General features: G+C 66.4%; 23 protein-coding genes. 13 read left to right on the forward strand and 10 right to left on the reverse strand.

The annotated features are described in order from the left end of the window. Positions 1–61: 61 nt before the first annotated feature. A complete protein-coding gene (treA, locus tag CFB34_RS14050) occupies positions 62–1,825 on the reverse strand; it encodes an alpha,alpha-trehalase TreA (RefSeq protein WP_089441967.1) in 1,764 nt (587 codons plus the stop codon). Between the two features lie 377 nt (positions 1,826–2,202). On the opposite strand from treA, the gene CFB34_RS14055 reads away from it, so the two are divergent. Next, positions 2,203–3,591: an MFS transporter gene (locus tag CFB34_RS14055; RefSeq protein WP_089441966.1), complete on the forward strand. Its 1,389-nt coding sequence runs from the start codon at positions 2,203–2,205 to the stop codon at positions 3,589–3,591. Between the two features lie 388 nt (positions 3,592–3,979). After that, a complete protein-coding gene (locus tag CFB34_RS14060; protein ID WP_089441965.1) occupies positions 3,980–5,194 on the forward strand; it encodes a crosslink repair DNA glycosylase YcaQ family protein in 1,215 nt (404 codons plus the stop codon). A gap of 58 nt (positions 5,195–5,252) precedes the next feature. Here CFB34_RS14060 and CFB34_RS14065 read toward each other — a convergent pair whose 3' ends face one another. Continuing rightward, a complete protein-coding gene (locus tag CFB34_RS14065) occupies positions 5,253–5,471 on the reverse strand; it encodes a DUF1653 domain-containing protein (RefSeq protein ID WP_006480837.1) in 219 nt (72 codons plus the stop codon). A 57-nt stretch (positions 5,472–5,528) separates the two neighbouring features. Then, on the reverse strand, positions 5,529–5,981 hold the full coding sequence (locus CFB34_RS14070) for a GNAT family N-acetyltransferase (RefSeq protein ID WP_089441964.1): 453 nt from the start codon (positions 5,979–5,981) through the stop codon (positions 5,529–5,531). Between the two features lie 223 nt (positions 5,982–6,204). Between CFB34_RS14070 and CFB34_RS14075 the strand changes: the two genes are divergently transcribed. Both CFB34_RS14075 and CFB34_RS14080 read left to right on the forward strand, forming a co-directional pair. Further along, entirely contained in the window at positions 6,205–6,465 is a 261-nt protein-coding gene (locus CFB34_RS14075) for a type II toxin-antitoxin system prevent-host-death family antitoxin (RefSeq protein ID WP_089441963.1), read from the forward strand. Then, positions 6,462–6,728 (forward strand): Txe/YoeB family addiction module toxin, encoded by a 267-nt coding sequence (locus CFB34_RS14080; RefSeq protein WP_011354451.1) that lies wholly within the window; start codon positions 6,462–6,464, stop codon positions 6,726–6,728. Before CFB34_RS14075 ends, CFB34_RS14080 begins: the two co-directional genes overlap by 4 nt. 14 nt (positions 6,729–6,742) lie before the next feature. Here CFB34_RS14080 and CFB34_RS14085 read toward each other — a convergent pair whose 3' ends face one another. Continuing rightward, positions 6,743–7,183 (reverse strand): DUF4087 domain-containing protein, encoded by a 441-nt coding sequence (locus tag CFB34_RS14085; RefSeq protein WP_179243747.1) that lies wholly within the window; start codon positions 7,181–7,183, stop codon positions 6,743–6,745. Positions 7,184–7,321: 138 nt separating this feature from the next. Here CFB34_RS14085 and CFB34_RS14090 point away from each other — a divergent pair, with 138 nt between their 5' ends. After that, positions 7,322–7,945 carry an HAD hydrolase-like protein gene (locus tag CFB34_RS14090; protein ID WP_089441961.1) on the forward strand — a complete coding sequence of 208 codons (624 nt, stop codon included), beginning with the start codon at positions 7,322–7,324 and terminating at the stop codon, positions 7,943–7,945. A gap of 394 nt (positions 7,946–8,339) precedes the next feature. Beyond that, positions 8,340–8,918, forward strand: coding sequence for a DUF4142 domain-containing protein (locus CFB34_RS14095; protein WP_089441960.1), 579 nt, complete (start codon positions 8,340–8,342; stop codon positions 8,916–8,918). A 111-nt stretch (positions 8,919–9,029) separates the two neighbouring features. On the opposite strand, the gene CFB34_RS14100 is transcribed toward CFB34_RS14095, so the two are convergent. Next, positions 9,030–9,629 carry a GNAT family protein gene (locus CFB34_RS14100; RefSeq protein ID WP_089427035.1) on the reverse strand — a complete coding sequence of 200 codons (600 nt, stop codon included), beginning with the start codon at positions 9,627–9,629 and terminating at the stop codon, positions 9,030–9,032. Between the two features lie 54 nt (positions 9,630–9,683). Continuing rightward, positions 9,684–10,598, reverse strand: a complete 915-nt coding sequence (locus CFB34_RS14105) for a LysR family transcriptional regulator (protein WP_089441959.1) — start codon at positions 10,596–10,598, stop codon at positions 9,684–9,686. Positions 10,599–10,707: 109 nt separating this feature from the next. On the opposite strand from CFB34_RS14105, the gene lysA reads away from it, so the two are divergent. After that, positions 10,708–11,946: a diaminopimelate decarboxylase gene (gene lysA, locus CFB34_RS14110; RefSeq protein ID WP_089441958.1), complete on the forward strand. Its 1,239-nt coding sequence runs from the start codon at positions 10,708–10,710 to the stop codon at positions 11,944–11,946. Between the two features lie 79 nt (positions 11,947–12,025). Here the strand turns inward: lysA and CFB34_RS14115 are convergent, their stop codons facing one another. After that, a complete protein-coding gene (locus CFB34_RS14115; RefSeq protein ID WP_089441957.1) occupies positions 12,026–12,913 on the reverse strand; it encodes a DMT family transporter in 888 nt (295 codons plus the stop codon). Between the two features lie 126 nt (positions 12,914–13,039). On the opposite strand from CFB34_RS14115, the gene CFB34_RS14120 reads away from it, so the two are divergent. Then, positions 13,040–14,497, forward strand: coding sequence for a PLP-dependent aminotransferase family protein (locus CFB34_RS14120; protein ID WP_089441956.1), 1,458 nt, complete (start codon positions 13,040–13,042; stop codon positions 14,495–14,497). Positions 14,498–14,510: 13 nt separating this feature from the next. Here the strand turns inward: CFB34_RS14120 and CFB34_RS14125 are convergent, their stop codons facing one another. Beyond that, positions 14,511–15,419 carry a LysR family transcriptional regulator gene (locus CFB34_RS14125; RefSeq protein WP_089441955.1) on the reverse strand — a complete coding sequence of 303 codons (909 nt, stop codon included), beginning with the start codon at positions 15,417–15,419 and terminating at the stop codon, positions 14,511–14,513. 154 nt (positions 15,420–15,573) lie between these two features. Here CFB34_RS14125 and CFB34_RS14130 point away from each other — a divergent pair, with 154 nt between their 5' ends. The 3 genes from CFB34_RS14130 to CFB34_RS14140 all read left to right on the forward strand — a co-directional run bounded on the left by CFB34_RS14130 (position 15,574) and on the right by CFB34_RS14140 (position 18,042). Further along, positions 15,574–16,440, forward strand: a complete 867-nt coding sequence (locus CFB34_RS14130) for an NmrA family NAD(P)-binding protein (RefSeq protein WP_089441954.1) — start codon at positions 15,574–15,576, stop codon at positions 16,438–16,440. Positions 16,441–16,864: 424 nt separating this feature from the next. Then, complete coding sequence (locus CFB34_RS14135) at positions 16,865–17,569, forward strand: M35 family metallo-endopeptidase (protein WP_089441952.1); 705 nt, start codon at positions 16,865–16,867, stop codon at positions 17,567–17,569. Further along, positions 17,566–18,042 (forward strand): hypothetical protein, encoded by a 477-nt coding sequence (locus tag CFB34_RS14140; RefSeq protein ID WP_089441951.1) that lies wholly within the window; start codon positions 17,566–17,568, stop codon positions 18,040–18,042. The genes CFB34_RS14135 and CFB34_RS14140 overlap by 4 nt, the downstream gene beginning before the upstream one ends. 87 nt (positions 18,043–18,129) lie before the next feature. On the opposite strand, the gene CFB34_RS14145 is transcribed toward CFB34_RS14140, so the two are convergent. Both CFB34_RS14145 and CFB34_RS14150 read right to left on the reverse strand, forming a co-directional pair. Then, complete coding sequence (locus CFB34_RS14145; RefSeq protein ID WP_089441950.1) at positions 18,130–19,563, reverse strand: nicotinate phosphoribosyltransferase; 1,434 nt, start codon at positions 19,561–19,563, stop codon at positions 18,130–18,132. Between the two features lie 73 nt (positions 19,564–19,636). Further along, the gene (locus CFB34_RS14150; protein WP_089441949.1) at positions 19,637–20,677 is read right to left on the reverse strand and encodes a bifunctional nicotinamide-nucleotide adenylyltransferase/Nudix hydroxylase; all 1,041 of its coding nucleotides are present in this window, start codon (positions 20,675–20,677) and stop codon (positions 19,637–19,639) included. A gap of 191 nt (positions 20,678–20,868) precedes the next feature. On the opposite strand from CFB34_RS14150, the gene CFB34_RS14155 reads away from it, so the two are divergent. Together CFB34_RS14155 and CFB34_RS14160 are read left to right on the forward strand one after the other, a co-directional pair. Further along, positions 20,869–21,321, forward strand: a complete 453-nt coding sequence (locus tag CFB34_RS14155; protein WP_027789550.1) for an SRPBCC family protein — start codon at positions 20,869–20,871, stop codon at positions 21,319–21,321. 86 nt (positions 21,322–21,407) lie between these two features. After that, positions 21,408–21,587 carry a hypothetical protein gene (locus tag CFB34_RS14160; RefSeq protein ID WP_089441948.1) on the forward strand — a complete coding sequence of 60 codons (180 nt, stop codon included), beginning with the start codon at positions 21,408–21,410 and terminating at the stop codon, positions 21,585–21,587. Positions 21,588–21,712 lie beyond the last annotated feature (125 nt).

A 21,712-nucleotide genomic window follows, 5' to 3' on the forward strand; every position in this document is an offset into this window, starting at 1 on the left:
TTGCGCGACAATCCGGCCCGTGCGTTCTCCTGCAATACCCGCGCGCGGCCCTCGCCGCGCGTCACTCGCCGTACAGCCCGAGCAGTTTCAGCGTGACGCCGTTGGTCCAGCCGAAGCCGTCCTGCAGCGGATATTCACCGCCCCCGCCGCCGCCCGTGCCGGCGCCTTCGACCACGTACTTCTCGACGAGCTTGCCTTCGGTCGCATACACATGCTTCACGTCGGACAGGAAACGCGTGCCGATGTCCTTCGCAAGCGCCGGTTCGCCATAGCGGCGCAGCCCGTCGATCGCGATCCACTGCAACGGCGCCCAGCCGTTCGGCGCATCCCACTGCTGCCCGGTGTTCTCGGTGGTCGTCGCGAGGCCGCCCGGCTGCAGCAGCGTCTTGCGCACCTCGCGCGCGGTCGCCTTCGCGCGCTCGGGCCACGCCACGCCCGCGAACAACGGATACAACGCAGCGGCCGTCACCGCGTCGCGCGGCTTGCGCTGTTGCCAGTCGTAGTCGCCGTAGTAGCCGCGGCGGTTCCACAGATAGCGGTTGATCGCGGCCGCCCGCCGCGCCGCGCGCGCGGAAAAATCGGTCACGCACGCCACGTCGCGCGTGATCGCGCAGCCCTTCACGATCGTCGTCTCGAGATGGAACATCAGGCTGTTCAGGTCGACCGGCACGATCGACGTCGTGCGGATCGTCGCGAGCGTCTTGCCGTCGCCGAACCAGCGCGAGCTGTAGTCCCAGCCGCTTTCGGCGCCCGCGCGCAGGTCGCGGTAGACCTCGTTCGCCGGACGCCCCGGCACCGACTTCGCGGTCGTCACGTCCTCGAGATACGACTCGTCGCGCGGCGTATCGCTCGCGTCCCAGTAGCGGTTCAGTACCGCGCCGTCGGGCATCGCGACCACATGGCGCGTGGCCTGCCCGCGCGGCGTCGTGGCTTCGCCCTGCATCCAGTACGCATGCTCCTTGCGCAGTTCCGGCAGGTATTTCTGGTAGACCTTGTCGCCTTCGGCCTGCGCGGCGAGCGTGACCATGTACGCGAAGAACGGCGGCTGCGAGCGGCTCGCGTAGTACGTGCGGTTGCCGTTCGGGATGTGCCCGATCGTGTCGATCAGATGGGCGAAGTTGTCGAGCATGTTGTCGACGAGATCCTCGCGCCCGGACACCTGCAGCCCCAGCATCGTGAAATAGGTGTCCCAGTAGTAGCCTTCGCGGAAGCGGCCGCCGGGCACGACATACGGCTTCGGCAGCGGGATCAGCGAACTGTACGGCGGCACCGTCGTGCTCGTGCGCGTGAGCTGCGGCCACAGCCAGTCGATGTGCTGGCGCAGCGTCTGGTTCGGCGGCGGCGTCACGCCGCCTTCCGGGGGCGGCGTGAAATGCTGCGCGACGAACGCCTTCAGCGAGAAGCCCGGCTGCGATTTCTGTTGCTGATACAACTGCACGATCGTCGCCGGATCGCCGTCGGGCGTCGCGTCGACGAAGGTCTTCTGGTCGGGATAGATCTGCGCGGTCTGCACCGCGACGAACAGGTCGCCGTAGAGCTGGCTCGGCGGCGGCAGCAGCGTGCCCGACGCGGGGATAGCAATCGCGGCCGTAGCCGGCGGGGCCGACTGGGTAGTTGCCTGCGCGGCGGCCTGGTTCGCGTTGTCGGCCTGGGCGGCGCAGCCGGCAACGGCGAGATACGCGACGGCCAGCGCGGCAGCCCAGCGAAGACGCGGCGCGGGTGGCGCGAGAGGCGGTGAGAGTCGGGCTGAGAAGCGACCTGAGAAGCGGCCTGAGAAGCGACTCGAGAAGCGCGATGCGATCGATGCGGCACGACGTGACGTCATGACGTGTCCCCTCCTTTCGATGGTGAGTGGGTCGGCACGAGGTCTCGTTCGCGCGCGCGCTCGTCTCGATGGCCCTCGATCGATGCGCGTCGTTTGGTGATGCGAGTGGATCCGACTGTCGCACGAAACGTGCGGATCAAGCAAGTTTCGATTCGTGCAACTCGCGCGGATACAGATCACCGGACATGGCCCGCCACGCACGCGCGTCGAGCGCGGCGCATCGCGCAGCCCCAGCGCGCGCGGCAGCGTCATGCAGTCGTTCTTTCCATGCCGCCGCCAACCAGGACGACTGTTGCAACATGCGGAACAACTGTTGTCGTACGTGACTCAACGGTCACATTGTGGGCATAATGGCGTCTTTACCGCGCGCCCAGCCCATGTCGCCCGTCTTTCTAGCACCGCTCATCGTTGCCTGTGCGTTGTTCATGGAAAGCGTCGACGCGAACATCATCGTCACCGCCCTCCCCGCGATGGCGAGGGACTTCGGGCACAGCCCCGTCACGTTGAACATTGCGATCACGGCCTATGTGGTCGGGCTCGGCGTGTTCATCCCGATCTGCGGCTGGCTGGCCGACCGCTTCAGCGCACGTTCCGTATTCCGCACCGCGATCGGCATCTTCGTCGTCGGCTCGCTGATGTGCGCGGCCTCCAATTCCCTCGGCGTGCTCACGTTCGCGCGCTTCATCCAGGGCGTGGGCGGCGCGATGATGGTGCCCGTCGGCCGCATCATCATCTTCCGCGCCGTGCCGCGCTCGGATCTCGTGCGCGCGATGAACTACCTCGCGATTCCCGCGCTGTTCGGGCCTACGGTCGGGCCGCTCGTCGGCGGCTTCATCACGACCTACCTGCACTGGCGGATGATCTTCTTCATCAACGTGCCGATCGGCATCTACGGGATCTACCTCGCCAGCAAGCACATCGCGAACACGCGCGAGCCCGATCCGGGCCCGCTCGACTGGTTCGGCTTCCTGCTGTCGGCCAGCGGCGCCGCGCTGCTGCTGATGGGCCTCACGCTGATCGACGGCGCGCTCACGTCACGCTCGAACGCGCTCGTCATGTGCGTGGCCGGCACCGTCCTGCTCGCGCTGTACGTACCGTACGCGCGCCGCAAGGAGCGCCCGGTGCTCGACCTCAGCTTCCTCAAGATCCCCACGTATCACGCGAGCGTCGTCGGCGGGTCGCTGTTCCGTATCGGCCTCGGCGCGGTGCCGTTCCTGCTGCCGCTCGCGCTGCAGGAAGGGCTCGGCATGAGCGCGTTCCATTCGGGGCTCATCACGTGCGCGTCCGCGTTCGGCGGCGCGATGAGCCGCTCGACGGCCACCCATACGCTGCGCCGCTTCGGCTTCCGCACGGTGCTGATCTACAACGCGGCCTTCGCGGGGCTCGCGATCGCCGCGTACGGCGTGTTCCATCCCGGCATGGCGACCTGGGCGATCTGGCTGATCGTGCTCGTCGGCGGGATCTTCCCGGCGCTGCAGTTCACAAGCCTGAACTCGATGATCTACGCGGACATCTCCCCGCGCGACGCGGGCCGCGCGACGAGCCTCGGCAGCGTCGTGCAGCAGATGTCGCTCGGCCTCGGCGTGACGGTCGCCGGCCTCGTGCTGCACATTTCGCACTGGCTGCAGGGCCATCAGAAGATGATGTGGTCGGATTTCTGGCCCGCGTTTCTCGTGGTCGGGCTGTGCTCGTTCGCGTCGATTCCGATCACGCGGCGGCTGCCGCCCGGCGCCGGCGACGAAGTCGCGCGCGGCAAGCGGCAATAGCCACCAGGCAGACGGGCGGGAAATCACGAGAGGGACGGAACGGGCAAAAGAAAAGGAAAAACCGCCCGCGAAGCAAACCGGCAAATACAAAAAAATCAGCGGACATCCACACGGGGCCGGTGCACAGCCGCATGGATGTCCGCTCAGGGCTCCGGGTCTCCCGATGGGGGTTGAGAATCCCGGATTCGCTTCCTGCGTGCCATGGACATATGTGCGTCGGAAGCAAAAGCGTTGCGCGTGTTTATCGTTGCGCCATGAACTGCACTATAGGGAAACTTGCGCAACGCATCTGTCAAGCATTGTCAGACACGGTGCATCGGCACGTCGCACGCGTGCGCCGCTTTCGCGCTAAAGTGGTTCCCGACCATCACTCCCGGCCGCCCTTCCGATGCTTACGCTCTCGACCGCCGCCGCCCGCGCGCTGCATCTCGCCGCGCAAGGCCTGCTGACGCCGCCCCGCCGCAAGGCAACCAAAGCCGACGTGCTCGACACGATCCGCCGGATGGCGCAGCTGCAGATCGACACCATTCACGTCGTCGCGCGCAGCCCGTATCTCGTGCTGTTCAGCCGTCTCGGCGATTTCGCGCCGCAGTGGCTCGACGAACATCTCGCCGAGGCGCGCCTGTTCGAATACTGGTCGCACGAAGCGTGCTTCCTGCCGGTCGAGCAGTTCGGCCTGATGCGCTACAAGATGCTCGATCCGTCGGGAATGGGCTGGAAATACGCGGCCGAGTGGCATGAGCAGAATCGTCCCGAGATCGACCGGCTGCTCGCGCGGATTCGCGCGGAGGGCCCGGTACGGTCGGCCGATTTTGCCCGAGAGGATGGTGTGAAAGGCAACGGCTGGTGGGATCGCAAGCCCGAGAAGCGCCACCTGGAAGTGCTGTTCACGACGGGCGACCTGATGGTGTCGGAACGCCGCAATTTCCAGCGCGTGTACGACGTGCGCGAGCGCGTGCTGCCCGACTGGGACGATACGCGCGACCTGCCGCCGCGCAGCGCCGTGCTGCCCGCGCTGCTCGACTACACGTGCCGGGCGCTCGGCGTCGTGCGCGCGGACTGGGTGGCCGACTACTATCGGCTGCCGCGCCGCTCCTACCGCGCGGAGCTCGAGCAGCTCGCCGGCGCGGGCGACCTGATTCCGGTGGCGATCGACGACTGGAAGGAGCCGGCCTACGTGCATCGCTCGCTCGAAGCGTTGCTGCCGGCCGCGCAGGCCGACACGCTGCGCTCGACGGTCACGACGCTGCTGTCGCCGTTCGATCCGGTGGTATGGGACCGGCGGCGTGCGTCGACGCTATTCGGTTTCGACTACACGATCGAATGCTATACGCCAGGGCACAAGCGGCGTTACGGCTATTTCTGCCTGCCGGTGCTGCATCGCGGGCGGCTGGTCGGGCGCATCGACGCGAAGGCGCATCGCACGCTCGGCACGTTCGAACTGAAGGCGGTGCATGTCGAGCCAGGCGTGCGGTTCGGCACGGGGCTCGCAGCCGATGTCGCGAAGGCGGTGAGGAAGCTCGCGGCGTGGCACGGCACGCCGGAAGTCACGGTCGGGCAGCAGGCCCCGCCGGAGCTGGTGAAGGCGCTGGCCGGCGCTTAGACGCCCACGCAGCCGGCTGGCACGACGGCGGCGCGGACGTCTACGTGCCGGCCGTCAATCAGTCGCGCAGCTTGCGAAAACGCGGGGTGCCGTCTTCGAGGTTCCCGTTGAACATCGCTTCCGGCCGGACCCACAGCCCGCGCGCATGCGGCCACAGGTGTTCGTACACGACCACCGATTCCTCGGTTTCGGAATGACGGGCAACGCCGATGTAGCGGTACAGGCCACCCTTGTAATGGCGATGCGTCGCGAGCTGTTCGGCTTCCTGTTCGGTCATGATGGGCTTCTCTTCGGCAAAAACGGAAAGCGCGTATTGTATGCGCTGCGCGGCGCGTCAGCGTTTCGCGTAGATGTCCGGGCGGCGGATCTCCATCACGCGCTCGGGATTCGCGCATGGCTCGAAGCCGACCGGCCGGTACAACTCGTGCGCATCGGACGTCACGAGCATGATGCGGCGCAGCCCCTGCACCACCTCCTGTGCAAACACGTGGTCGATCAGCGCGCGGCCGTAGCCGTTACCGCGCTCGGCCGGCAGCACGAACACGTCGCACAGGTACGCGAACGTCGCGTGATCGGTCACGAGCCGCGCGAACCCGACGAGCCGGTCGCCCACGTAGGCGCCGAAACACAGCGAGCCCTCGATCGCCCGCTCGACCACGTCGCGCGGAATGCCCTGCGACCAGTACGCGTCGCGGTGCAGGAAGTCGAAGATCGCGTCGACGTCGAGTTCGCGTTTGTCGGTGGAAAATCTCAGCGTGGCGGGGGTGGCGGGGGTGGCAGCGGGCACGTCGGTCTCCGGTCGCGATGGCGGAAGGCGAGACGCTGACGATACCGCGCGGCGGGGCGAGCTACAAGCGGCGGCACTTGTCGCCTCGGCCAGACGGCACGCAGGCTCATTCCGGACGTTTCTGGTGTGTTACGAAACTGGGGTGGGTAGACTTGTACAGCAAACCGTACACCTCTCTCGACTGTGCTAAACTTGTACGGTTATATGTACAAGTGAGGCAATCATGCGCACGATTCATTTTTCGGATGCCCGTGGCAATCTGAAGACCGTTATCGACCAGGTCGTCGACGACGCGGACGTGACGCTCATCACGCGCCGCGATGCGCCGAACGCCGTCATCATGTCGCAGGACTACTACGACAGCCTGATGGAGACGGTGCACTTGCTGCGCTCGCCGGCCAACGTCGCCCATCTCGAGCGCTCGATCGCGCAACTACGCAAGGGCAAGGCAAAGGAGCGCAAGCTCGCGGCGGATGACGAATGAGCGTACGCCGCGTGCTCTTTACTTCCGACGCGTGGGACGACTATGTCTACTGGCAGGGGCAGGATCGCAAGACGCTCAAGCGTATCAACCAGCTCATTCGCGAAGCCCAGCGAACGCCGTTCGAAGGAATCGGAAAGCCCGAACCGTTAAAGGCCAATCTCTCCGGCTTCTGGTCGCGCCGTATCGACGACACGAACCGTCTGGTCTACGAGGCTGACGACTTGCAGATCAGCATCGTGTCCTGCCGTTACCACTACGAATAGCATCGCCCCACGGGTCATGGCGCCCGCAACGTGCGATCTGCCTTGCAACGCTTCAACGGCAGCGGCCGCGCTGCGACTATCCGCGTCACCTCGCGCGTGCGCGGGTCGATTTCGAGGTCGAGGCATGCGCAACCGTAGCCATGCCCGCCGGCGTTGGTGACGACCCAGCCCTTCGTCGACATGTCGGGCATCGTGTCGAGGCCCGGCACCGGCTCGTTGCCCATCGTCAACAGTGTCCAGGTGCCGTCCTTGTCATTCAGCCACCAGTTGGCCGGCGACGGATTCTCAAGCCATCCGCAGCGCTTTTCCGGTGCGGCAGATACCTGCGTCGCGGCTGCCAACGTCAACGCTGCACCCAGCATCCACATTGCAAGACGTGCACGAGTGATTGTCATGTGATCGATCCGGAAACGAATGGGCATCGGGAAACCGTCATTGCAGGTGCCGGACAGCATACCGGGCTTTCTCTCGGATGTCGCTCGTCCGCACCGGCCGTCCGGTCGCATCGGTCGTCGCGCGCGGCGACGACGAGATCGGCTTTCAGCAGATTCGGTGACAATGTCGCCTGCCCAACAAGTTCGCCACGCCGCCTCATGCCCTACCGCCTCATCGCATTCGACTTCGACGGCACGCTCGCCGATTCGCTCGACAGCTTTCTCGCGGCGCTGTCGGAAGCGTCGCGCCTGCACGGCTTTCGCGACGCCACGCCCGAGCTGCGCCCGGCGCTGCGCGGCATGTCGGCGCGCGACATCATTCGCGCGCTCGACGTGCCGATGTGGAAAGTGCCGCGCGTGACGATCGACATGCGCCGCCTGATGCAGCCGCGTGTCGCGCAAGTGGCGCTGTTCCCCGGCGTCGGCGAAACGTTCGACGCGCTCGCCGCGCGCGGCATCCGCATCGCGATCGCCACGTCGAATACCGAGGCGATCGTGCGTGACCGGCTCGGCCCGCACGCCAGCAGCCGCGTCGAGCACTTCGCATGCGGCATTCCGCTGTTCGGCAAGGCGCGTCGCCTGCGCGCGCTCGTTCATGAGGCCGGCGTGCGCAGCGACGAAGTGCTGTACGTCGGCGATGAAATCCGCGACGCCGACGCGGCACGACGCGCGCGCATCGCATTCCAAGGCGTCGCGTGGGGCTACACCGCCCCGGACGCGTTGCAGGCGCATTGCGCGACACCGTTGCTGCCGCGTCTCGACGCATTGCTCGATCGCGTGTGATGCATGCGTGCGCTGCGCGCATCCAGTTCGCCCCATCGCGCGATGCGCACGTCATCGCACGACACAGCCGCACGACGATGAAACGCGGATGACACCCCCGTGCATCCCGCACGCGTCATGCGCGCAAAAATTGCCGCCGACGCACACGCAACAGGTACGCACTACCTGTCGGCGTGCTGGCTCATCGATTCGTCTTACCAACCGTTACACAAACCACAGCGCGGTTGCACCTGCTACCGGATCGCTCTCCTAGAATCAGTCGGGCCGGGAAACGCTTCGACCGGCGCCGCGGCAGAGCGGCGGTCGAATCCGGCCCGGGCGCGCCCGGTCTCTCGCACAGCGACGGATCACGTGATCCGTTTTTCAACCAGAGCCCCGATCGAAAGGAGGTCCCATGAACCGCTTTCCCCAACTCTCGCGCCTTGCTTTGTCTGCCGCTGGCCTGCTTCTCGTCGCCGTAACGGCGACCGCGCAAACCGCACAACCGGCACCGGCCGCACCGAACGCGCCGGCCGCCGCCGCGACGCGTATCCACGAAGCCGACCAGGCCTTCATCACCGACGGCACGAAGACCGTGTCGACGCAGCACGACGCGGCACGCATCGCCGATTCGCGCACGTCGGACAGCCAGGTCAAGGCGTTCGCGCAACGCGTGTCGACCGACGATGAAAAGATCATCCAGGCGATGCGCGCGGCCAGCCCGCGCGGCGTCGACGTGCCGGCCAACGATCCCGATACGGCCGTGCTGGGCAGCATCAAGAACCTGCGCGGCGCCGAGTTCGACAAGGCGTATATCGAGCAGGTCGCGCTCGCCGGCCAGCAGAAGGCCATCTCGGCATTCCAGGCCGAAATCGCGTCGGGCCGCGACACCAAGCTGAAGGAAGTCGCACGCCAGTCGCTGCCGATCCTGCAGAAGCACTACGCGGACGCGCAGAAGCTCGCGGAACGCCACCACCTCGCATCGGCGCAGTAACGCGCCGCAGCGCCGCGCATCACGCGCGGCGCACTGCTTCCCCTGTCGTCGCGTCGCCTCCCCTTCCGGCGGCGCGACGCACGTCAAACCCGACGCTTCACGCGTGACCCGTTACGTCGCCAGCTTCGCCAGCAGCCGCGCACGCACTTCCGGCCATTCGTCGTCGATGATGCTGAAGCGCACCGAATTGCGCTTGCGGCCGTCCGGCATGATCCGCTCGTGCCGCACGATCCCTTCCTGCTTCGCACCGAGCCGCAGGATCGCCGCGCGCGATTTCTCGTTCAGCTCGTCGGTCGTGAACTGCACGCGCACGCAGTGCAGCACGTCGAACGCATAGCCCAGCAGCAACCATTTCGCTTCGGTATTCGCGCGCGTGCGCTGCGCCGATTCGCTCAGCCACGTATGGCCGATCTCAAGCTTGCGGTTCTTGCGATCGATCTTCCAGAAACGCGTGCTGCCGATCACGCGGCCCGATGCGCGATCGACGATCGCGAACGGCATGACAGTGCCGGCCGAACGCCCTTGCAATGCGGTGTCGATATACGCGTCGATCGTCTCCGGGCCCGGCACGACCGTGACCTTCAGGTTCCACAGCTGGCCATCGGCAGCCGCGTCCAGCAGCGCCTGCCGGTCGGATGAATCGAGCGGCCTCAGCTCGACGTGTTCGCCGGTGAGGATCGGTGGTTCGAGGGAAGCAGAAGCGTCGGTCATGAAGGATTCCGGAAAGTGGTGGCGATGGCGGCGAAACACGATCATACGGCCGCTTCAGCCGAGGAGCGTGGCCAACCGGCGGCGAATCGCCTTCGCCTCGCCGCGCAACGCATTGGTAAACGCATCGACGAGCAGGCTCTTCGGCCGGTGCTCGGGCACGATCACGCTGACCCGGTACGGAAAGGATCGCGTGAGCGGCCGCACGTGCAGGTCGCGCCCGACGAAATCGAGCGCGGTCAGCGGATTGACGATCGCCGCACCGAGCCCCTGCCGCACGAACGCACACACCGACACGGCCGACGGTGTTTCGACGACCGAGCGCGGCGCCACGCCGAGTTGCGCGAACGCTTCGTCGATCAGGATGCGGTACGGATCGTTCAGCGACAGGCTCACGAACGGGCGATCCGCGAGATCCGGCAGATCGATCGCGTCATGCGCGAGCAGCGGATGGCCGTCAGGCAGCACGCACACTTCGTCGACTTCGAGCAGTGGCGTGAGCACGGTGCCGGCCGGCGCGACGTCGCGCTCGGTCAGCCCGAGGTCGTAACGCTGCGCGGTCAGCCACTCTTCTAGCACCGGCGATTCCTGCGTCGCCACCGACACGCTGACGCCAGCGTGCTGCTCGCTGAAACGCCGGCACGCACCGGGCAGGATCGCGTGCGAGAACGCCGGCAACGCGATCACCGACAGTTGACCGTCACGAAACTCGCGCAGGCGCGCGGCGGTTGCCGCGACACGTTCAAGCCCCACATACGCGAGCCGCACGTCGTCGAACAGCGTGAGCGCGGCCATCGTCGGCCGCAGCCGGCCGTGCGCGCGCTCGAACAGCGCGAAGCCGACGACCTGCTCCATGCGCGCAAGCTCGCGGCTGATCGTCGGTTGCGACGTATAGAGCATCTCGGCCGCGCGCGTCGTGCTGCCGGTGACCATCAGCGCGCGAAAGACCTCGATATGGCGGTGCGTGAGCATGATCTGCTATATCAAATATGAATCGAATGTCGATAAACAGGCATTTTACTGGATAGACGATCAGGTGCATCATGGCCGTTATCCATTCATTCGCCCCGATTCATCTGCCATGTCCCTCGATTCCCGCCAGCTCGCGACGCTCGCGCAGCAATACGGCACCCCGCTGTGGGTGTACGACGCCGACGTCATCCGCGACCGCATCGCCCAACTGCGCCAGTTCGACGTGATCCGCTACGCGCAGAAGGCGAACTCGAACGTCCATATCCTGAAGCTGATGCGCGAGGAAGGCGCGTGCGTCGATGCCGTGTCGCTCGGCGAGATCGAGCGCAGTCTCGCGGCCGGCTTCAGCCCGGCAGGCGAGCCGGAAGGCGTCGTGTTCACGGCCGACCTGATCGACCGACCGACGCTCGCGGCCGTGCTGAAGCACGGCGTGACCGTGAATGCCGGTTCGCTCGACATGCTCGCGCGCATCGGCGAGCATGCGCCCGGCCACCGCGTGTGGCTGCGCGTCAACCCCGGTTTCGGCCACGGCCACAGCAACAAGACCAACACCGGCGGCCCGCAGAGCAAGCACGGCATCTGGATCGACGACGTGCCGCGCGCGATCGAGATCGTGCGCCAGTACGGGCTGAAGCTCGTCGGCATCCACATGCACATCGGCTCGGGCGTCGACTACGGCCACCTGTCGCAGGTGTGCGATGCGATGGTCGACCTCGTCACGTCGCTCGGCCATGACATCGACGCGATCTCGGCCGGCGGCGGCCTGTCGATCCCGTATCGCGACGGCGAGCCGCGCGTCGACGTCGATCACTATTTCAGCCAGTGGGACGCCGCGCGCAAGCGGATCGAGCGTCACCTCGGCCACCCGGTGCGCATCGAGATCGAGCCGGGCCGCTTCCTCGTCGCCGAAGCCGGCACGCTCGTCACCGAAGTGCAGGCCGTCAACCGCCGGCCGAAGCACGATTTCGTGCTGATCGACGCGGGCTTCAACGACCTGATGCGCCCGTCGATGTACGGCAGCTACCACGCGGTATCGGTGCACACGCATGACGGCGCGCTGCCCGCCGGCCGGCCGCTCGTCGATCTCGCGATCGCCGGGCCGCTGTGCGAATCGGGCGACGTGTTCACGCAGGACGCGGGCGGCGTGGTCACGCACCGCAAGCTGGCGCAGCCGCAGATCGGCGACCTGCTGTTCCTGCACGATGCAGGCGCATACGGCGCGTCGATGTCATCGAACTACAACAGCCGGCCGCTCGCGCCGGAAGTGCTCGTCGATCGCGGCGCACCGCGGCTGATCCGCCGCCGGCAGACGATCGGCGAATTGCTCGCGCTCGAAACGTTCGAGTAACGCTTGCGCGCCAGATGATCGAGTGTGAGCGGGCGCACCTTCGACAGGTCGCGCCCGTGCATCCGATCAGCCCCACACGTCAGCCCACGCGCCGCACGGGCGCCATTTTCGAGAAGTATTTCGCGCCCGCCACGCAGCCGACCACGACGACCGTCACCACGACCATCGACGACGGCACTGCCTCGTGCAGGAGCCCGGCCGCCAGCAGCAGGCCGAAGAACGGCTGCAGCAGCTGCAACTGACCGACGCCCGCGATCCCGCCGAGCGCGAGCCCGCGATACCAGAACACGAAGCCGATCAGCATGCTGAACAGCGACACGTACGCGAGCCCCCACAACGCGGCGGCATCGACGCCGTCGAACGACGCAGGCCAGGTAAGCCACGTGAGCGGCAGCATCAGCGGCAGCGACAGCACGAGCGCCCACGAGATCACCTGCCAGCCGCCGAGCTCGCGCGACAGGCGTGCGCCTTCCGCGTAGCCGAGCCCGCATGCGACGATCGCGGCCAGCATCAGCGCATCGCCGACTACCGACGCCTGGCCGCCGTTGCGCAGCGCAAACGCGGCCACCGCGCCGCTGCCGATGATCGAGAAGATCCAGAACGGCAGCCGCGGCCGTTCACCGCCGCGCCACACGCCGAACAGCGCGGTCGCGAGCGGCAGCAACCCGACGAACACGATCGCGTGCGCCGATGTGACGTGCTTCAGCGCAAGCGCCGTCAGCAACGGAAAGCCGATCACGACCCCGAGCGCGACGATCGCGAGCGACACGGCCTCGGCACGCGTCGGCCGCCGCTGCTTCAGCCCGACGAGCAGCAGCAGGCCGAGCGCGCCGGCGATCGTCGCGCGCGCAAAGGTGAGAAACAGCGGGTCGAGCCCCTGCACCGCGATACGCGTCGCGGGCAGCGAGCCACTGAAGATGATCACGCCCAGCAGGCCGCTGAGCCATCCGTCGGTCGTCTTTTGCACGGGAAGTCCTGAACGGGGAAAGTGGATGACCGATGATCCGCCGCCCGCGAAAAGCGCGTAAGCTACAGCCCAATACAATTCGGACAAACTGTACTGGACAACCGGCCGTACAGTTGATTCTTCGCCATGAGCCAGGCCGCCCCGCTTCCCGTTCCGCCCACCCCGTCGCGCACGCGCGTGGAAACCGTGATGGATACGTTGCGCGCACGCATCGCGAGCCGCGCGCTGGTGCCCGGCGCGCGCGTGCCGTCGATCCGGATGATGGCGGACGCGCTCGGCGTGTCGAAGTCGACCGTCGTCGATGCGTACGAGCGGCTCGCGAGCGAAGGCGTGCTGGTCGCGCGGCGCGGCTCGGGTTTCTATGTGTCGGGGCATGCACCGCCGCTCGCGCTCGCCGATCTCGGCCCGCAGCTCGATCGCGGACTCGATCCGCTCTGGCTGTCGCGCCAGTCGCTCGAAGCGGCGCCGACGTCCGTGAAGCCCGGTTGCGGATGGCTACCGCCGTCGTGGCTGCCGGACGAGAGCCTGCGCCGCGCGCTGCGCGCCGCGTCGCGCGACGAAGCCGACGCGCTGACCGACTACGCGACGCCGCTCGGCCTGCCCGCGATGCGCCAGCAGCTCGCGTGGCGGCTCGCGCAGCACGGTGTTCAGGCCGACCCCACGCAGATCATGCTGACCGACGGCGGGTCACACGCGCTCGATCTCGTCTGCCGGCTGCTGCTGGAGCCGGGCGACACGGTCGTGCTCGACGATCCGTGCTACTTCAACTTCCAGGCGCTGCTGCGCGCGCACCGTGCGCGGATCGTCAGCGTCCCGTACACGCCGAACGGCCCCGATCTCGCGCGCTTCGAGCAGGTGCTCGCCGAGCACCGGCCGCGCCTGTACATCACCAACTCCGCGCTGCACAACCCGACCGGCGCAACGCTCTCGGCGCCCGTCGCGCACCGGCTGCTGACGCTCGCGGCCGAACATGGCCTGCTGATCGTCGAGGACGACATCTTCGCGGATTTCGAGAGCACGCCCGCGCCGCGCCTCGCGGCCTTCGACGGGCTGTCGCGCGTGGTGTCGATCGGCAGCTTCTCGAAGACGCTGTCGGCCGCGATCCGCTGCGGTTACGTCGCCGCGCGCCCGGAATGGATCGAGGCGCTCGTCGACCTGAAGCTCGCGACGTCGTTCGGCCATGCGCAGATCGGCGCGAACGTCGTCCACCGGCTGCTCGTCGACGGCACGTACCGGCGCCATGTCGACAGCCTGCGCGCGCGCCTCGCGGACGCAATGGGCGAAACGCTCCGGCGCGTCACGCGCGCCGGGCTCAGGATCTGGACGGAGCCGCGCGGCGGCCTGTTCGTGTGGGCGGCGTTGCCCGACGGGCTCGACGCCGCGCGCGTCGCGCGCCATGCGCTGGATCACGACGTGGTGCTTGCGCCCGGCAACGTGTTCAGCGCGTCGCACAATGCAACGTCGTACCTGCGCTTCAACGTGTCGCGCTGCAAGGGGCCGGCGGTGTTCGATGCGCTGGCGCGGGCGATGGACGCGGTGCGGGCGGCGGACACGACGGGACGCATGCTCGCCCGCGAATCGTGACGGCGGGCGCGCGCTAGCTGCCGGCCGCCACGATTTCCGCGACGAAATCGACGAACGCCCGCACCTTCGCGGGCGGCAAGTGGCGCGACGGGTAGTACGCAAACAGCGGGAACGCCTCGCCGCGCCAATCCGCAAGCAGCTCGACGAGCCGACCCTGTTCGATCAGCCCCGCCACCCCGCTCGCCTTGAAGCGTGCAATGCCGACGCCGGCCAGACATGCGCCGAGCATCGTGCCGGCGTCGTTGACGAGCAGCCTGCCCGTCGTCTTCACGGGCACGCGCTTGCGGCCGAGCTGATAGACCCATTCGATCGGCTGGCCGGTCAGCGTGTTGCGCATCTGGATGCACGCATGGCCGACGAGGTCGGCTGGCGCTTCCGGGCGTCCGTGTCGTTTCACGTACGCAGGTGCGGCGACCGTCACCGCTCGCGTCTCCAGCAGCTTGCGCGCCACCAGCGACGACGAAGGCGGCTCGCCGAACCGCACCGCGACGTCGAATCCTTCTGCAACCAGATCGCCGAGTTGCTCGCGCGCCGCCAGTTCAAGCGACAGATCGGGATGGCGCGCCAGGAACGCGGGGAGATGCGGCGCCAGCACCCGCCGCGAAAAATACGCGTCGACATTCACACGCAGCCTGCCGCGCACGGCCGCCGCCGAACCGGCGGCCAGCGTGACCGCGTCGCCGATGCCGGCGAGCAGCGGGCCGATGTCCTCGTACAGGCGACGCCCCTCGTCCGTCAGCGTGACCGAGCGCGTCGTGCGATCGAGCAGCCGCACACCGACGCGCGCCTCCAGCCGGCCCACGGCCCGGCTGACACCGGACGGTGACAGGCCGAGCGCGTCGGCCGCGCGCGCGAAGCTGCCGCTTTCGACGATCGCGGCGAGCACGCCCACGTTCGCCAGGATCCGCCCGTCGATGCCCATGATTTCACTCATGACAAAAGATCACCAATCAAATGACATGGATTCGATTCCATCAGGAATCGCCGCTCCCTATCATGCAACCCGATGCATCGCGACGGCAAGCCCGGTCGTTCCGGCATGCCGCTTCTCCCCTTCTCGATGAGGATTTCGAATCATGTACGCCATTACCGGCATTACCGGACAAGTCGGCGGCGCGCTCGCCCGGACATTGCTCACCGCAGGCCAGCCCGTACGGGCCGTCGCGCGCGACGCCAATCGCGCCGCGCCGTGGGCCGCGCGCGGCTGCGACGTCGCACTCGCCGACATGACCGACACCGCCGCGCTGACGACGGCCTTCTCGAACACGGCCGGCGTATTCGTGCTGCTGCCGCCCTGCTTCGATCCGTCACCCGGATTCCCCGAAACGCGCGCGGTCATCGACGCCGTGGGCGCGGCGTTGCGCGCCGCTCGGCCGCGCAAGGTGGTCTGCCTGTCGACGATCGGCGCGCAGGCGACGCAGGTCAACCTGTTGACGCAGTTGACGATGATCGAGCAGGCGTTCGGCGACCTGCCGATGCCTGTCGCGTTCCTGCGCCCTGCATGGTTCCTCGAAAACGCCGCATGGGACGTCGCGACCGCGCGCGACACGGGCGTGATCCACAGCTTTCTGCAGCCGCTCGACCGCCCGGTGCCGATGGTTGCCACCGAAGACGTCGGCCGCACGGCGGCGGCCCTGCTGCAGGACGAATGGTCCCGCACGCGCATCGTCGAACTCGAAGGACCGCGGCGCGTCAGCCCGAACGACCTGGCCGCCGCGTTCGCCCGCGTGCTCGGGCGCCCCGTACAAGCCGAGGCCGTCCCGCGTGACACGTGGGCCGGCCTGTTCGATGCGCAGCGGATGCGCTACCCCGAACCGCGCATGCGCATGCTCGACGGCTTCAATGAAGGGTGGATCGACTTCGCGTCGGCGCCTGCGGATGTCCTGAAGGGACACCTCGACGCAGACGCCGTGCTGCGCACGCTCGTCACGCGCGCCGCCTGAGCGGGAACGAGGCAGCGCGATACACCGCCGCCTGCTTCACACCTCCCCCGCGTGCGCCCTCGCCCGCACTTCGGCAAACGACGTATCGACGAGCAGGCGCCCCGTATCGAACACAGTTTCCAGCGCGTCCTCCCACTCGCCTTCCAGCATTCGGTCGTCCCACGCGGCGGGCTCAGGATCTGGACGGAGCCGCGTGGCGGCGTGTGGATGGGCGCGAGCCACCGTATCCATGCTGGAGAATGATGAAGCCCGGCAATCGGGCGGACAACTACGGAATGAATCGGCATTCTGCCGCCAAGCAGGCCGACATCCGATAAAGCATGGCAATTGAGTTACCTCGTTTCGCAAATCGTACACGTCCAATAGACGAGCGTGCCTCCGTCAGTCGATAGTTTTCGTCCTCTTCCGGACAACTATCGAATCAATGAGCGAAAACTTCGATTCACGCGACGCCACGCGCCAAGAAGACTGCGACGAATGGATATGCGTCGGAACCACTTATACAAACACCACACCGGGATCCACTCACACCATCGAACTCGACATGGCGCAAATCTGCGAAAACATGTCGAACAAAGCATTCAGGCGTCTGATTGCTCGGCTGCGCGATGCTGCGATTGTCCTGATTCGTGAGCGAATTCATGGCCTCGCCGCTTGGGATCAGGAAGAACAGCGCCGCGTCCAGACTTGGTTCGGCCGATCAGATGACATAGTCCGCCGAAGACTCGACACCGGATTACCCAAACTTCTGCGCGTCATGCAAGAGCTGAAACCTGAGAATGTCATCAGGTGGGACGAGCAAACGCAGAGAAACATAACGTGCACCGTGTTTCCCGACAACGGAATCACGGATGCCGCAGTATGCAAACCCGATTCGCACAGGCGGATAATCGCGATTTATCCGCACTTCTGCACACTTCCCGATGCTCGGCTTTCTACCAACTGCAAGCTGAAAGTCCTGATTCATGAATGCACGCACTACGTCGACACATTCAACTCAAACGACGAAATCTACGGGTTCGGCACCGGTCTGAAGTACTGGGCTCAGACACACCACGATGTAGCGATCGACAATGCAGACAGCCTCGCCTGCTACATTTCATTTTTCGACGACAGGATTCTGTGGTGACATTTCTTGCACGCGCGATAAGCGTCGCGATCTGGTTCTGCCTCTCGTTTTCGATGTCATCCGTGGCTTGTACCATTTCCGAAGACATGCTCGACAGCGTCCCGCTCAATTCCGACGCGATCCCTAACGAGGATCGCGTCAAGATCGCGGAAATGGTCATTCGCGCGCGTCAATGGCCGGGCGCAGAGATTCGAGGCATCGTTACCGCCGGCGCCTACATCGGGGAAGTCAATCCACAAGCGCTCGCGTTGCGACGAGCGGTGAACCTGAAGGAATACCTGATACAACTCGGCGTCAAGAACAAGAACATCTGGTCTGATACCCACATCATCTCGAAACCGTATCCGAAAGACAGCGCCGGTTACGAAGGTTATCTTCAGATCGGACTGACACTGGTGCCGCTTTGCAACGATGGATGTCGGCACCTGTGCGGCGACCCGCGCGTCACGCCAACATCCAGAGCACTTCACTGAGGTCGTCCGCAACGAAAACGACATCGCAATCAAGTCGCGTCGGCGACGGCGTGACCCGAGCCTCTCACGCCGCCACCGCCGCCTGCTTCACACCTCCCCCGCGTGCGCCCTCGCCCGCACTTCGGCAAACGACGTATCGACGAGCAGGCGCCCCGTATCGAACACCGTTTCCAGCGCGTCCTCCCACTCGCCTTCGAGCATTCGGTCGTCCCACGCGGCGGGCAGCGTCGTCGTCCGATACTCACCGGTGCGGAAACTGCGCAGCAGCGTGAGCCGCCCCTTCTTCGAGCGCTTGCCCTGATCGGTGACCGGATCCTTGCACACGTCGTGCCACACGTCGCCACGCCGGATCGCCGAGCACTTCATCGCGAAGCGCTGCGTATCGCGGTTCACCTGTTGCAGCAGCCCGCCGCCCATGCCGAACACGACGTTGCCGGCCGCATAGCCCGCGTCGTCGAGCGCGGACAGAATCGCTTCGATCGACAACTCGTCGACGCCATCGCCCTGGATCACGCGCACGCGATTCAGCACGCGTCGCCCCTTGCCGTTCACGGTCGAGCCGAACGATGCGTCGAGCGCGCGCACGGTCTGCAGCACGATCGCCACCGGGTCGCCCGAATCGGGCCGCACGACCAGTGTCGCGCCGGAATCGAGCACGGCCTGCCGAAGCTCGCCGCCCCACAGATCGAGTGCGGCGAACAGATCATAGGAGTCCGACACGACCGACACGATCGCACCGGGCAGGCCAAAGCGGCGAATCATGTTCCGGTACGCATCGGCTTCGTGCTCGCGGCCCCACGATGTGATCGTGCTGTGCTCGGCCGCCGGCACCGAGTACGCGGCCATCGGCTCCCGATAGAAGCGGTTCGCGGCCAGCACGCCAAGTACGGTATCCGAGCCCATGAAGTTGACGAGGTGTGCGGCACCGCCGATCGCGGCCGACTCCGCGCTCGACACGCCGCGTGCGCCGAAGTCGTGCAGCTTGAACGGCAGTTGCGCGAGGTCGTCGTCGGTCTTTTCCAGGAAGCGGCGAATCGTTTGCCGCAGGTGCCAGCTGCGCGTCGCGACCGTCACCGGATACCACACGCGCAGCAGCATCGTCTCGAGATACGACGCGAGCCAGAATACCTGCGGGTCGTCGCATTCGACCGTCATCAACACATTGTGCACCGGCACGACCGAGCCCTCGGGCACCGCGCGGATCTTCACCGGCAGGTAGCCGTCGTAGCGTTCGACGATATAGCGCCAGCCTGCCTCGTTGAACGGCTCGCCATGCACCGTGAAGAAATCGCGCGCCTCGTCGATCATCGCGTGCGTGATCGGCTTGCACAGATATTCCTTCAGCAGCATCTGCAGGCCGAAGAACACTGTGCGGTCGTAACGGCCGCCGCGCGATTCGACGTACGAGAACATCGCCGATGCGTCGGGCGGATATTGCAGGAAGTGGGAAGCCTTGTACGAATCCGTGTTGAGGATCGGATTGGCGAGAACCGCGGCAAAGCCGCCGAGATCGTTTTGCATGGCTAGAGCTCCTCTAGGCCGTTGAAGTGCCGCCGCGTCTGTCGCGGCGGACGGAATGCGGGGAATCAGCGGATCACAGCTTCCCCAGGAAGTGATACGCGATGTCGAAGTGATCCTCGAACATCACGCTGCGCATCTGCGCGAATTCGTTGAGCGGCACCCAGCGCGCCTTGTCGGCGTCGTCGCCGCCCTTCACGCGCGGCAGCTCGCCGGTCGGGAAGTTGAACAGGCACGCATGCGTGATCGTGCGGCCGCGCAGCGAGCGCGTCGGGTGATCGAACACCTGGCGATCCTTGATCGAGCCGCGCAGCACGGGCTCCGGCAGCTTCAGGCCGGTCTCCTCGCGCAGCTCGCGGATACAGGCCGCGTCGAGCCGCTCGTCCTGGTTCACGAACCCGCCCGGCAGCGCCCACAGGCCGCGGCCCGGCTCGCTGCGGCGGCGCACGAGCAGGATATGGCCCGAGTGCACGACCACCGCGTCGACCGTCACGAACGTGACGGGATACGGCGCCGCCGCCCACGCCTTGCGATACCCGGCGATGAATTCGGCTTCCGACTTCAGCTGCGCGAATTCCGGCTGCGTGCGGAAACGCTCGAGCCAGCCGAACACGGGTTCCGGCACGGCCCACTGCACGAAGCTGTTGGTGCGTTCGGCGAAATATTGATCGCGGATCTCGGTGGCGGAAATGTCTTCCGTCGCGTCGACGTCGACGAGCTCCCATTGCGGGAACATCCGCAGGTAATACGAGGTGGCGTCCTTCTCGTGGCCGATCAGCCCGACCTTGCGCTGCGCGATGTCGCCGAGCGCGGACGCGACGGCGTCCTGCACCCAGCGCACCCAGTCGCCGTCGTTGTAGGTCGAATCCTGCAACGGCGCGATGGTGACGCGGTCGCGCTCGGACGCGTCGAGCAGCGAAGCCAGCATCTGGCGGCGCTCGTCGAACGAGAACGGATCCTTGATGGTGCGGGGCTTGTCGGTCGATCCGATCAGCACGCACACGCGCTCGGCCCGGCTCAGTGCCGACTTCAGCACGTTCAGGTGACCACGATGCGGAGGCTGGAAACGACCAATGAAAACGAGCGCGTCGAAGCGCCGGTTCTGTTGCGTACTCATGAGGCTCCCTCAAGAGATTGAAACGCTTCGGGTCTTTCCCGAAGGGTTGAAACGAATCCTAGGGGAAATCCCGAGGTGCGTCAATCCAGCCCATTCGAGCACATGCTCGACTTGACGAAGTCTGACGAAACACCGGTTATTGGCGCGGTACACTCGATTTCATCCCACTCCGCGCCAGGGCGCCCGCCATCATGAGGATCTCAGTCAGCCGCACCGTCGGCGTCGATCGCAGACGCCTCTTCACGTGGTCGCAGGATTACGCGCGGCGGCTCGTGTGGGACAGCTTCCTCACCGACGCCTACCTGCTCGACGGCATGACGGCCGACGTCGGCGTCGATGCGTTCTGCCGCAGCCAGTCGGGCGCGACGATGGTGTCGCGCTACATCTCGTACCGTCCGCCGCAGGTTGCCGCCGTCGAAATGGTCGACGGGCCGAAAGTGCTCGAACGCTTCAGCGGCAGCTGGAACTTCACCGAGCACACGCCCGGCACGACCGAAGTGAAATTCACGTACCACTTCCGCGCCCAGCCGGCCTGGCTGCGCTGGCTGCTCGAACCGCTGATCGGCGCGTTCTACCTGGTGCAGACGCGCCGGCGTCTCGATTCGTTCAAGCGCTGGGCCGAAGCCGAAGCGCTGCCGCACTGAGCGGCGACGCGGGCCGCACGGCCCGGCGCGTCCGCGCCACCTCCTCCCGAATGCGTTCGAACACGCCATCGCCGCGCCGTCCCGGCATGCGCGCGACGATCACGGGCATCAGCGATCCGGAAACCGGCTTCCACGCGGCCGGCGGCGACTGCTACTGGGCCGTGCTGAGCAACGGCAAGCGCGCGGTCGTCGCGAATACGCAGGGTATCGTCGGCACCGACGATGCGACGATGCACAGCGTGTCGTCGTTCCGGTTCGAGCGCTAGCGGGAACGTCGTGACGTGTGATGCGTCATCGCAACGCCCCCTCGGCAGCCTGTCGCCGCCATCCGCAAGCGTAACAGCGCGCTGCATGGCCCGATCCGCAACGCTCGCTCCTCCAGCCGCGCCGT

Source organism: Burkholderia sp. HI4860 (genome assembly GCF_002223045.2).
Classification (GTDB): Bacteria; Pseudomonadota; Gammaproteobacteria; order Burkholderiales; family Burkholderiaceae; genus Burkholderia.

Coding starts and splice junctions, on each gene's coding strand:
- CFB34_RS14125 (WP_089441955.1), bottom strand. CDS start 15,419: ATGGGCATCGACGGGCGGATCCTGGCGAACGTGGGCGTGCTCGCCGCG.
- CFB34_RS14135 (WP_089441952.1), top strand. CDS start 16,865: ATGAGCGAAAACTTCGATTCACGCGACGCCACGCGCCAAGAAGACTGC.
- CFB34_RS14065 (WP_006480837.1), bottom strand. CDS start 5,471: ATGACCGAACAGGAAGCCGAACAGCTCGCGACGCATCGCCATTACAAG.
- treA (WP_089441967.1), bottom strand. CDS start 1,825: ATGACGTCACGTCGTGCCGCATCGATCGCATCGCGCTTCTCGAGTCGC.
- CFB34_RS14090 (WP_089441961.1), top strand. CDS start 7,322: ATGCCCTACCGCCTCATCGCATTCGACTTCGACGGCACGCTCGCCGAT.
- CFB34_RS14060 (WP_089441965.1), top strand. CDS start 3,980: ATGCTTACGCTCTCGACCGCCGCCGCCCGCGCGCTGCATCTCGCCGCG.
- CFB34_RS14085 (WP_179243747.1), bottom strand. CDS start 7,183: ATGCTGTCCGGCACCTGCAATGACGGTTTCCCGATGCCCATTCGTTTC.
- CFB34_RS14095 (WP_089441960.1), top strand. CDS start 8,340: ATGAACCGCTTTCCCCAACTCTCGCGCCTTGCTTTGTCTGCCGCTGGC.
- CFB34_RS14130 (WP_089441954.1), top strand. CDS start 15,574: ATGTACGCCATTACCGGCATTACCGGACAAGTCGGCGGCGCGCTCGCC.
- CFB34_RS14160 (WP_089441948.1), top strand. CDS start 21,408: ATGCGCGCGACGATCACGGGCATCAGCGATCCGGAAACCGGCTTCCAC.
- CFB34_RS14145 (WP_089441950.1), bottom strand. CDS start 19,563: ATGCAAAACGATCTCGGCGGCTTTGCCGCGGTTCTCGCCAATCCGATC.
- CFB34_RS14150 (WP_089441949.1), bottom strand. CDS start 20,677: ATGAGTACGCAACAGAACCGGCGCTTCGACGCGCTCGTTTTCATTGGT.
- CFB34_RS14100 (WP_089427035.1), bottom strand. CDS start 9,629: ATGACCGACGCTTCTGCTTCCCTCGAACCACCGATCCTCACCGGCGAA.
- CFB34_RS14080 (WP_011354451.1), top strand. CDS start 6,462: ATGAGCGTACGCCGCGTGCTCTTTACTTCCGACGCGTGGGACGACTAT.
- CFB34_RS14055 (WP_089441966.1), top strand. CDS start 2,203: ATGTCGCCCGTCTTTCTAGCACCGCTCATCGTTGCCTGTGCGTTGTTC.
- lysA (WP_089441958.1), top strand. CDS start 10,708: ATGTCCCTCGATTCCCGCCAGCTCGCGACGCTCGCGCAGCAATACGGC.
- CFB34_RS14105 (WP_089441959.1), bottom strand. CDS start 10,598: ATGCTCACGCACCGCCATATCGAGGTCTTTCGCGCGCTGATGGTCACC.
- CFB34_RS14075 (WP_089441963.1), top strand. CDS start 6,205: ATGCGCACGATTCATTTTTCGGATGCCCGTGGCAATCTGAAGACCGTT.
- CFB34_RS14155 (WP_027789550.1), top strand. CDS start 20,869: ATGAGGATCTCAGTCAGCCGCACCGTCGGCGTCGATCGCAGACGCCTC.
- CFB34_RS14120 (WP_089441956.1), top strand. CDS start 13,040: ATGAGCCAGGCCGCCCCGCTTCCCGTTCCGCCCACCCCGTCGCGCACG.